This window comes from Streptococcus sp. GMD4S (assembly GCF_000296955.1).
Genome location: NZ_AJRE01000467.1, coordinates 1 through 3,198, shown reverse-complemented (window position 1 = coordinate 3,198; position 3,198 = coordinate 1). Strand labels below are relative to the sequence as shown.

The following is a 3,198-nucleotide window of genomic DNA, read 5'->3' as shown; positions in this document are numbered from 1 at the left end:
GGTAGAAGCCAATACAGTCGCTGCCATCAATTTGATATAGGTTTTCTTTTTCATTTTTCTACTCCTTTGTAACATTTTTGAAATGTTAAGAAATCTTTTTGTAATATAATTGTAACATTGGGCTTTGAATCTGTCAACTATTTAGAGAAACTATTTTAAAAAAATTTCTCTCTACTATTTCTATTCGTAATTGAAACGAAAAAATAGAAAATTTCTTAGATTAGAGTCCTATTTTTTGCATCGCTTTTGTGTAATCGCTTGCATTGCATTAGATAAAGGAATATAATAACATTGAAATAGAATATAGGAGGTGCACTCTTATGCTAAATAAGTATTACAAGTATCTTCCTTGGTTGATTTTGGGAGCTATTGGCTCTTATCAATCAGCCACTTACTATGCGCGAACTGCATTTGATGTCTTCTATCTGACTACAATCTTTTTGATTGTTTATATCGCTTTGTTATTTTTGCACGAGAACTATCTCAAGTATCGATATAAAGACTTCTTTACTCACATGTTGAGTAATCCTAAGAAAGATAGCCATTCATAAAAAATGATGATAAATAAAAAGGTCGGGAAAAGTTCCCGGCCTCGTTTTTTATTTCAATCGATAGGTTTTTCTTGGTTTCTTTTTAGGAACTCGTTTGAGTCCGACTTCTTCTACATATTCGCCGTATTTTACGAGAAAGTTATTGCTGACGATGGGCCGACCTGGGTTGATGAGATTGACCAGTTCAGTTCCTTCGTAGACAGTGAACTCCTCTTCCAGCAGATAAAGGAAGGTCGGATTCCAGTCGAGACGGCCTTGGATGCGTTTGATGGATTCTTGGATAATGGCATAATGGTCAAAGGCGAAGGCTCTCTCCTCCAACTCTACTCCCTCTAGGAAGCACTTGCCCGTCCGAAAATCCACATCTACAAAAACCACATCCTTAGCATCGTCTCCAGCCTGAACGAGGTCTAATGCACGACTAGGCAAATAAACCAAGTGGGCGATGGTCACTGTCCAGCCACGTGGGTCACGACCAGGAGTCGATACGGTCAGCAATTGCTCGATTTTTTCTAAAGGAAGATCGAGATTGACTTCTTCTCTCACCTCGCGTTGACAGGCATGCGCAGCATCCTCTCCCTTATCCATAAAGCCTCCAACCAGAGCCAAACAGTTTTGATAAGGGTGGGCCTTGCGACGGATCAACAGAAGCTTAATTTTTCCTTCGACAAAGCAGTAGGCTACCATATCTACCGTCACACTTGGCTTTTCATATTGAGGGAGTTCTTGCTTGTAATACCAGTCTAAAAACTCCTCTTGACTTGCATGAATTTCAAAATATTCTTTTTCCGTCATTCCTGTTGGAATCTTTATGTCTGCCATCTTATGCCTCCTTTCGAACTGCCTTGGTCCATTGGTACCAACCTACTAGACTGTTGAGCGTGTAAACCCAGTACATCCCTTGGATGTGGATATTCTCACCCCACCAGAGGTAGATACTAAAGAGATTGGTTGCAATCCAGAAAATCCATTGTTCACGGTAGAGACGTGTCATCAAGAGCTGACCAACACCATTGGTCGCATCGGTTACACTATCACGGAAAGGGCGAGCGCTATGGATACTTTGATAAGCCAAGCCCATACCAATCCAGATGATGGCAGTCAAGATCAAGTACTTGAGCCAGTCAAGTACAGATAATTTCTTAGCTTCAAAGTGGGATTCTTCTGGTTTTCCTTGGTCATTGATACGATTGGACAGCCAAGCATAGAGACCAATCGGCTGCATGACAAAGAAGTAAACAGTCGTCAAAACTTCGCCATAAAAAGTCGCATTCATAGCTAAAATCAAATAGATAGCCGAGTTAATGGCCCCAAAGAGATAATTGCTTGCACGCCCTTCTGCTACCAAAATAACACAGACAATCCCAGTCCAAGATGCAAACAAGCTCAGCCAGTCATGGCTTTCTGTATTTTGCGTGAATTCCAAGATCAAGGGAACACTTGACAAAGCGATGAGATACAACCACTGGAAAAGACTACGGCCGACAAAGAGATCTTTCCAGAGCAAGTGCATGGTTCCTACAAAACCGATCTTGCGGGCTTCTGCATGGACATTTTTAAAGTTTTCGATAAATTGTGTGATTTTTTCAGTTAGTTTTTTCATATTTTTCTCCTAATCTGCTTGGTAAATGGCATCAATAGCTACTTTGGCTGCTTCATAATTGCCTAGGTAATCCTCAGCTAGATAAACTAGTGGAATGTTTGCTAAGTAGCGCTCCCTCATCTGATCCAAATGCTGGGAAAAACTTTGACGAATATGGTCTTCTGCCATGGTCATATCTCTAAACCCGTCATTGACATAGGAGCCGACAGGTTGCACAAAGAGAATCAAGTCCCATTTTTCCTTGGCCAAGATCGAAACAAAGAGATTGTCAAAGGTTTCTCCTGATAAGTCCTCTTGATCCTCAGCCTCCATGTAATAATCATAGTAGCCCTTGGTTACTAAGGAGTTTGTGTCAGCTATCACTAGACCTCGATTGGAATTACTGTCAATTAACTTAGAGGTCTGGTCATACTGCCCTAAAAGAAGATAATAGTAATCTTTTGGAGTCAATTCATCGTCGCGGACATTGTTTTTGATCTGGTACTCACGTGCGTATTCCAGGCTAACCGGCGCATCGTAATACCTTGCCAAATCCTTGGCTAGAGTGGTCTTCCCATTGCTGGCACTTCCCATAATCAACACTTTCTTTGTAAACTGACGACGGAAGGGCTGAGCAATATATTTCCAATATTTGCTTGGATTTTCTCGAATCATAGTCGCTGAGATACCAAACTTTCTTTCTTGCAAGACGGTCTCAAAGCCACGTTTAGCTAATTCTTGCTGGTAGTCTGCTTCTCCTACAAAGAAGATCAGTTCTTGCTGGGCTTCATCGTAGGAAATCTCCGATAACATCTGGTCCAACCACTCCTGCCAGCCCATAGGGTAAAGGGGAAGGTTGGTCTCATCCAGTTTGCAGACAGAGGTCAACTCGTCATCCCGAAAAGCCTCTCGGATATAGCGAAATCGTTTTTGGAGACTTAAACCTACCTGCTCGCCTCGGTTTCCCTCGTAGCCTAAAACGACTACCCAGACCTGGTCACACTGACGCTTCGCTCGCTGGATCAGATCGATATGACCCTGATGAAGAGGGGCAAAGGTCCCAAA

At 42.1% G+C, this 3,198-nt stretch carries 4 protein-coding genes; 1 reads left to right on the top strand and 3 read right to left on the bottom strand.

The features are described 5' to 3' along the window. Positions 1 to 320: 320 nt before the first annotated feature. Positions 321 to 551, top strand: coding sequence for a hypothetical protein (locus tag GMD4S_RS11650; RefSeq protein WP_000933129.1), 231 nt, complete (start codon positions 321 to 323; stop codon positions 549 to 551). 48 nt (positions 552 to 599) lie between these two features. Here GMD4S_RS11650 and GMD4S_RS11645 read toward each other — a convergent pair whose 3' ends face one another. The 3 genes from GMD4S_RS11645 to GMD4S_RS11635 form a co-directional block, all read right to left on the bottom strand. Next, a complete protein-coding gene (locus GMD4S_RS11645) occupies positions 600 to 1,373 on the bottom strand; it encodes an NUDIX domain-containing protein (RefSeq protein ID WP_000763407.1) in 774 nt (257 codons plus the stop codon). Between the two features lies 1 nt (position 1,374). Continuing rightward, positions 1,375 to 2,154: a nicotinamide riboside transporter PnuC gene (pnuC, locus tag GMD4S_RS11640; RefSeq protein ID WP_000736882.1), complete on the bottom strand. Its 780-nt coding sequence runs from the start codon at positions 2,152 to 2,154 to the stop codon at positions 1,375 to 1,377. A gap of 9 nt (positions 2,155 to 2,163) precedes the next feature. Then, on the bottom strand, positions 2,164 to 3,198 hold a 1,035-nt coding region (locus GMD4S_RS11635), incomplete at its 5' end, for an AAA family ATPase (protein ID WP_000396304.1).